The organism is Pedobacter jamesrossensis (genome assembly GCF_042650905.1).
Classification (GTDB): Bacteria; Bacteroidota; Bacteroidia; order Sphingobacteriales; family Sphingobacteriaceae; genus Pedobacter; species Pedobacter jamesrossensis.
This window is the reverse complement of record NZ_JBHSBY010000083.1, coordinates 1-7,814: the sequence shown is the minus strand read 5'-3', so window position 1 is coordinate 7,814 and position 7,814 is coordinate 1. Positions and strand designations below refer to the sequence as shown.

The 7,814-nt window shown below is 34.2% G+C and carries 5 protein-coding genes; 1 reads left to right on the top strand and 4 read right to left on the bottom strand.

All coding sequences use genetic code 11. The features are described 5' to 3' along the window. Positions 1–556: 556 nt before the first annotated feature. The 3 genes from ACFOUY_RS09365 to ACFOUY_RS09355 form a co-directional block, all read right to left on the bottom strand. On the bottom strand, positions 557–1,423 hold the full coding sequence (locus ACFOUY_RS09365; RefSeq protein ID WP_378960245.1) for a glycoside hydrolase family 25 protein: 867 nt from the start codon (positions 1,421–1,423) through the stop codon (positions 557–559). 254 nt (positions 1,424–1,677) lie between these two features. Beyond that, on the bottom strand, positions 1,678–3,891 hold the full coding sequence (locus ACFOUY_RS09360; RefSeq protein WP_378960244.1) for an AAA family ATPase: 2,214 nt from the start codon (positions 3,889–3,891) through the stop codon (positions 1,678–1,680). A gap of 195 nt (positions 3,892–4,086) precedes the next feature. After that, the gene (locus ACFOUY_RS09355; protein ID WP_378960243.1) at positions 4,087–4,422 is read right to left on the bottom strand and encodes a DUF5763 domain-containing protein; all 336 of its coding nucleotides are present in this window, start codon (positions 4,420–4,422) and stop codon (positions 4,087–4,089) included. A gap of 448 nt (positions 4,423–4,870) precedes the next feature. Between ACFOUY_RS09355 and ACFOUY_RS09350 the strand changes: the two genes are divergently transcribed. Then, complete coding sequence (locus ACFOUY_RS09350; protein ID WP_378960242.1) at positions 4,871–6,097, top strand: MFS transporter; 1,227 nt, start codon at positions 4,871–4,873, stop codon at positions 6,095–6,097. A 148-nt stretch (positions 6,098–6,245) separates the two neighbouring features. On the opposite strand, the gene ACFOUY_RS09345 is transcribed toward ACFOUY_RS09350, so the two are convergent. Then, a complete protein-coding gene (locus tag ACFOUY_RS09345) occupies positions 6,246–7,226 on the bottom strand; it encodes a glycoside hydrolase family 43 protein (RefSeq protein WP_378960241.1) in 981 nt (326 codons plus the stop codon). Between the last annotated feature and the right edge of the window lie 588 nt (positions 7,227–7,814).

Sequence of the window (7,814 nt, the reverse complement as noted above, 5' to 3'; positions counted from 1 at the left end):
CAAGATTATTTCTATGTTTGTTGATGTCATGGGGGTTGTTTCGAAGCACAAAGGAACTGTTTTTACAGTTCCTTACCCTATGATTCCCTTAAGTTAATGACATTGCCCCAACCCCTCCTTGAAAATAAGGAGGGGAGTTTCCCTCATAGTTTTATAATGCAAAAAATTAGAGCTACCCTCAATGTCATTCACTCAAGCAAAATCGGTGTCAGTCTGAGGTTTAATTTATTTCATAAAAATCAATATAAGTGACGCTAACAGTAACTTAACTAAGGGAATGAATGGATTATGTTGTGTGAAGACACATAACATAGAGCAGCTTAGATTTTCTTAGGTGCCTTAGGTGGTTTAAAACATTATACAAAAACGTCAATGGTAGCATGACGAATCCTTAAGTCATTCTCTTGAAAACGGGAATCCTAAAGCAATAGAAAGGAAACATTATATATGCCTGCTAAAGCATTATGATGCCCAATCAAGTTGAGCATGACGTAACGTCAATGGTAGCGGAGTCGAAGACTTTTTATAGTCGAAAACAAAAATATTTGTCTTTCGACTATTTTACAAGCATTTCTACTAACGCCGTACTATCCCCATTAAAGGCATTAAAATCCACCACATGACCAATACCATTAATTTTGGCTTTATCAGAATGTTGCCAAAACTTCCAGCGGCTTTTATCTAATCTTAGTTTCGGTTGGTAATAATGAGCAATCCAAAGTGGGTAGTCTTCAAAATCGCCATCCAGGTAATCTTCGTAAAATTTTAATCCGGTATAAATAATTGGCCTAACCTTGGTTTTCATTTCCACATAATTCAGAAAATCAGCAAGTTCAGCTCTCATTTTCAATGGAGAAACGCCATCCAAGCTTTCTACATCTACAACAGGTGGTAAATCGCCTTTTTCTATATTAACGACTTGAAGGAAAAATTTTGCCTGGGTTTTACCATCGCGTTTTGGTCTGAAGAAATGATACGCACCACAAATAATTCCAGCTTTAGGTGCCTCACGCCAGTTCCGTTGAAAATACGGATCAACCAGCAAAATACCCTCAGTTGCTTTTATAAAAGCGAAACGAATGCTTACTTCGTCTTCTTTCATGGTTTTAACTTTCTGCCAGTTTATTTTGCCCTGATAGTAAGAAACATCGATGCCATGAATAGAATATTTTTTAGGGATTTTTATGTCGAAACTATTATAAGTTCTATACTCCGGGTCTTGCCCCCAATCTGTAACCCATCGCCAGGCACCAACAAAACCCTTAACCACATAGCCATAATAAAATGGAGAAAGTAAGATTAAAAATAAGCCTGCAATGGCCACTTTCCATTGGGTAGGAAATGGTTTAGGTTTTTTCTTTCGCGATACCGTTTTTCTGGTTGAAGGTTTCTTAACTATTGGTGTTCTTTTCTCTGGCGGCATATTTTATTTGATGCCGCTAAGTTGAGGAAAATTGAGGGGAAATGGAAAAGGGGAATATAAAGGCATTATTGTCCACACACTTTTACACTAAATATTTATCTACGGATAATTAATCTTGTCCTCTTGAGCGGAGTAGAAGGATTTGTGAGAAATTAAGGTTTAAAAATGTTAGACGGTTTTTTTTAGCATAAATACTCAATCGAACCGCTTCAGACCCAATTTTGGCGAACCCCTATTAGCGGTTCGCCCATTTGTTAGTGGGCAATTTCGCTAATATTCATCATCATGTTATAGTGACCTTCATGATTTGTTAATAAGAATATATTTTTGAACACATTTTTGTAAGTTTCAATTGTTCTGTCCTGTAATTCAACATATAAATCATCATTAATGCTATGTGAACCATCATTTATCCAACAAATTAATGACCTGCAAATCTCTTGTTCTTCTTTCGTCGTAAATTTTTGAATTAAATCATCATCACCGTATTTTCCAAGAAGTTTGAAATAATTTTCTATAATTCTTCTCATTATATTCTGTATTGTTAAGCTTGAATTTAAACCGCCGCTTTTTAATTCTTTCCACAAAAGTTCATAAGAAGATTGAATAGGATTTTCAATTAAAAAACTTTGCAAGGTTGTTATCTTATCATTCTTCCTTAAAATCCAAAAATTCGTATTATTACAATTTTTAGTTCTTCCGTCTATGAACGATACTTCTTTATGAAAATACACATTATGGGTTAATAAGATTAGTTGTTTGATATTTCCAACGTCTAATTTTATATCTTTAATTATCTCTTTGATTAATGTACTTACAACAAATAACACATTGCTATCTAAACTTGAAATAGGGTCGTCAATTACTAAAATTCTTTCATCGTTTACAGTATCTTCAGATACACCACCTTTTGCTAATTGCAGAAAATAAAGAAATGTAATAAATGTTATTTCCCCTTCGCTTAAAGTTGTTTCAGCAATTGTGCCATCTTCACGTTGAATTTGATAAAACCCCTCTTCAGTTGTTGGTACAATTTCAAAATTTAGAAACCCATATGATTTTAGAAGTCTATTTATTTCATTTATCGTTGGTTGAATACTAGTCACATTTTTACTCAAATTTTTAATCTCAATATCTAACGCTTTATGTTGTGCTAATTTTAAATCTATTTGAGTTTGTAAAGCTGTAATTCCTACTTGAAAACCATTTTTATCTGTATTGAATTTTGTTATTTCTGTTTTGAACTCCTCAATTATTAGTTTCCAAATTGCTTTAATTAAATTATTTTTTTCTGTATTGAAATTTGCTACAATATCATTATGCGCCTTTATTTCTGTATTTGCATTTGTGATTAATTCAGCTAGTAAATCTAATTGTTCCCTTAAAGTTATTAATTCAACACTTCTGCTTGGTTCTTTTACTTTGTTATTTAGAAGTTCGCTATTTGTAGTATTCTGGCTTATTAAGGTTTTTAGATAAGCTGAAAACCTGTCAACGTTAAGCTTAGTGTTTTTGAAATCTTTTTGACCAATTTCAACAGAATTTAATTCATTGATTAAATTTTCTACTTGCGAATTATATTCTTGTTTTAACTCTTTTATGGATTTTATGTCATTCAAATATGTTTCGTCAAAGAAATTTTCCAATTGCTTTTTAAAATCCTCTGTTATAGTTTTTTCTTGACAAAAAGGACAAGTTTTATCTCCTTGAATAAATTCTCTACCTTGATTTACCCAGTCGTTTAAATTTAATTTCTGAATGAGTTTTGCAATATCTACATCCGCTTTACCAACAATTATTTTTTTCCAAATTTCCTTGTTTTCTATTTCGATAATCTTATCAAATGAGATTGAATTTATTGGAGGTATTGTATGAGGAACTTCGCCAAAGATGGTTTTTGCTTTTTCTTTCAGATTTTCAAATGTGTCTAATGCTGTTGTGTTTGATGAAAATTCTTGTAAGAGTTTGCCTTTAAAACTTTCTTTTTGTAACGTTCCAACAAATGCATCTTTAAAAATTGGTTCGTATCTTTTATAAATTTTTGTCCAAACAAGTTCCTTAAAGTTGTTTTCTAAAGTGTCTTTTTTATCAATTTGAGAAGTTTGGGTTTCTCTTTTTTTTAATCCATCTGCTTTTATAAGCTTAAGTTCTTCAGTCTTATCTTCAATAGTTTTAATTTGTTCAGCCGTTGCTTCCCCAAGTGTAAAAACACCATTCAATTTTCCTTTTCCAAAATTTCTTTCCCGAAATTCTTTATTATAGATTAAAGTATTTATAGGAATAGTATTTTTCCAAACTATTGAACAATTACTATACTTTAGTTCTGCATTGTCGAATATAAAATTAGAAATTGTTGTTTTTCCACAACCGTTTGAACCGTAGATGAAATTTATCTTTTTCAAACCAGTAACTTGAACTCCTACATTGTCATAAGTTGCAACATTTTTGATTGTAATTGTTTCTATCATTTTTGATCATTCAAATTTGGTTATTTGTAGTTCGCATGGTCGCTTTAGGTGACCGCTAATTAAATATTAGCTCAACTCATTTCTTTTTTAATCATTTAGAAACAAGTTTAAATTTTATATCACTTATAATCTCTATTGCCCCCTAAACTACCAATTCCTACCCTCACCTCCTTACGGTTTCCCGTAACCCTAACTTTATTTCCCGTGTTGCCAGCAAAAGCCATTGCCATTAGCACTTCTTTTGCACCTCGCTCCTTTCTTAGTAAGCGCCTTGCATTGCCCAACGTAGCTATTGCTTTTGGGGGTTGTTTTTCTGCTGCTAAAGGTATTAATGGTTGTTGCTTTCGCACTGGCGCAAACGCCACAGCTACCGCCGCTGTTGCAATGTTTGCAACCAGAACAATTAGAACAAGCGGTGCAATTGCTTTTGCCATAACACGTAGCAACAGGTGTGCGAAAGGAATGATTTTTAGGTGAAGGTGTGTTAAAAAGCAGCAGGCTGCCTATTAAAAGAAAGAGAAGCGTTTTCAAAATAATTAAGAGCGTTGAGGGTTGATTTAAAATATTTAGTTAAGTTAAAATTACGTTTAATTTGCTCATTTCCAAACCATAAAAACTAAATCGACAAAAGGAATAGAATATACCAGTCCCAGCCCCCAATGTCATCAACTTAAGCAAATTCGGTGTCAGTCTGAGCGGAGTCGAAGACCTTTTTTTAGTCAAAACAAAAATATTTGTCTTTCGGCTTAAGTTTATATTGAGCGTAGCCGAAATGCTCAAGATGACAATATTTTTTTGTTTTCGACTTAAGTTAATGAAATTGCCCCAGCTCCTCCTTGAAATAAGGAGGGGAGTTTAGCTCGTTCTTTAAAATAGATTGCCTCGTTCCTCGCAATGACGGGTTATTTAAATATTTCAATAACAAAACAGCCCTTTATCACACTCCGTTTCACTACTTTTGCATATCGGAAACCAAACCATGTTCAAGCTCGTTTTAAACACCTACAAATCTTCATTTAGCGGATTAAGCCGCGAAACCTGGTTGCTTAGCATAGTAATGATGTTTAATCGTTGCGGAAGTATGGCCGTTCCATTTATGGGCTTGTATGTTACGCAAAGCCTGCACCGTAGCGAAATGGATGCGGGTTTAATTATTACCCTGTTTGGTGTCGGCTCAATTTTAGGTTCTGCAACGGGTGGAAAGCTTACTGATATTATTGGTTTCAGACCGGTTCAAATTTTATCATCCATTATCGGTGGACTTCTTTTTATATTATTTTCTACGATAACACATTTTTCTACACTGTGCATTTTAGCCGTCGTAATCAGCTTTTTTTCTGAGGCATTTCGTCCAGCTAATTTTACAGCTGTGGCGCATTATGCTAAAGAAAATACCATAACCCGCTCCTATTCATTAAACAGATTGGCTGTAAATATTGGCTGGTCGGCAGGAATTAGTATGGCAGGGATAATTGCCTCAATTAACTACAAACTTTTGTTTATTGTAGAAGGTTCGGTAAGTATTTTAGTAGGTATTTCGATTCTATTTTTACTTCCAAAAGTGCAGGATTTCATAAAAAAAGCTAAAGAGAATCGCAGCACAATGGTTATTCTTAAACCATGGCAAGATGGATTTTATGTTAAGTTCATTCTCTTAACCACCTTATTTATTACCTGTGCATTTTTAATGTTCAGGGTTGTTCCGGTATTTTTTAAAGAAGAATGGCACATAGATGAGTTTGCTATTGGGATAATTATTGGGTTAAACGGCGCCATTATTGCCCTTTTTGAAATGATAATGATTAACAAAATTGAAAAGAAAAAATCGCCGATGTTTTTCATCATCATTGGGTCTATTTTCTTCGCTGTATCTTATTTATTATTAAGCGCACCAATAATTTTCCATGTGTTAACAGCAGTTTTAACAATAGTTATTTTTACAATTGGCGAAATGTTTGTTTTGCCATTTATTAATACGGTTGTAATTAGCAGAAGTAATGAGCATAATCGTGGTTTATATGCTGCTGGCTACACGCTGAGTTGGTCTTGCGCACAAGTTGTTGGCCCCCTAGCCGGATTTTTTATTGCAAAACACTTAGGTTATAACTGGCTATGGTTTGGCCTGGCCTGCATTCTTTTACTTTGTGCTTATGGTTTTAGCATCCTAGATAAAAAACAAGAAAAAACCATTTTAGGCACCAATTAGCGCATGTTTAAAAGTCAATCCGCAAATTTTCGCATGGGCCATGCTGAGCGTAGTCGAAGCGCACTTATAAAAGGTCTCCGACTACGCTCAATACTAACATTTTAAAAGAAACAATAGTTTATAGAAGCGCTAAACTGGCAACTGATAATTACTTTACTTTTTCAGCTTTTACACCCTCGTTTGTAATTTTAACTGGAAGGATTTTTCCATCAGCATCAAATTTCATCTCATCGATACAAGTTTCACGGTGGTTTCCATCTGTTTCAGTTAACGGGCGACGATGATAAACAATATAATATTTGTTCTTTTTCTCATTAAAAATTACGGAGTGATGCCCTGCTCCTCTTGCAATTGATGCATCTTGTTCTAATATTTTAGCAACCCTTTTAAATGGTCCGAAAGGCGAATCGCCAACGGCATAAGCGACCGAATAATCAGGGCCAGTCCAACCACCTTCGCTCCACATAAAATAGTATTTTCCATTTCTTATAAACATGTAAGGTCCTTCTACATACTTATCTGGCGTAATTTCCTTAAAAATTTTTCCATCTTCGAAAGGTACAAATCCAGTAAAATCGTTATTTAATTTGGCTATGTTACAGTGTTTCCATCCACCATAAATCAGGTAATATTGTCCGTCCTTATCTTTAAACACAAATTGATCAATCGGTTGTGCACCATTATGAAATTTATCGACCAAAGGTTTACCTAAATGGTCTTTAAATGGCCCTTCAGGTTTATCTGATACTGCAACGCCAATACCACCAACTTCATTATCACTCTGAATATCGTTTGCCCCGAAAAATAGGTAATATTTTTTATCTTTTTGAACAATTGCAGGCGCCCACATGGCTTTATTTGCCCATTTTACTGCTGATGTGTCTAAAATATGTTCGTGCTTTTTCCAATTGGTTAAATCGTCTGAAGAAAATGCATCTAAAAAAACCTGCTCTTTATACTTTGCAGAATAAGTTGGATAAACCCAGTATTTATTGTTAAAAATAGCTGCTTCCGGGTCGGCATACCAACCTTTAAAAATGGGATTTCCAGATTGATTAATCGTTTTAGTACTTTGCCCAAAAGAAGTAATTCCTGCTAAAAGTAAAAGAGATGAGAATATATATTTCATGAGTACAATTTATAAAAAAATACTTTCTTAAAAAATTAAGTTCGCTTAATGATTTTGGAAAGCAGTTTCAGTACTCATCGGTTTTTTCAGTCCCGCCCCCATTTCAAATCTTTCCCGATGAAAAATCGGCAAAGGATTTTACATTCAGGTCGGGTTTAGTTGGCATTTTTGGTAATTCTATTGAGGTTTTTTAACCAAAGCCAAGCACCGGATTTCATTAACTTAAGCAAATTCGTTGTTTGACGCTCAGTCGAAGATTTTTTTATAGTCGAAACCAAAAATATCTGTCTTTCGACTCTTCTCAAAGTGACCGTGTTTTGCTTTCTCGTTAGGTTAAAACAATGTCTTATAGATAACCACCACCGCCCCTCCTAATTTAGGAGGGGAGTAAGTTAATGACAGGCCATCTTACCACAACTATTTAAATGTGATTTTCAAAAAAAAAGGGGCCGTATCACAATTTAATTTTATGATACGGCCCCCTTTTTTTTGCTTTGTATTTTACGTCTTTGTCCCTTGGCTATTTCGGTTTCAGCAATCGATATTTTCTAAAAGATGAAGAAAAGTGCCTTTTTAGGCTACTTTTTT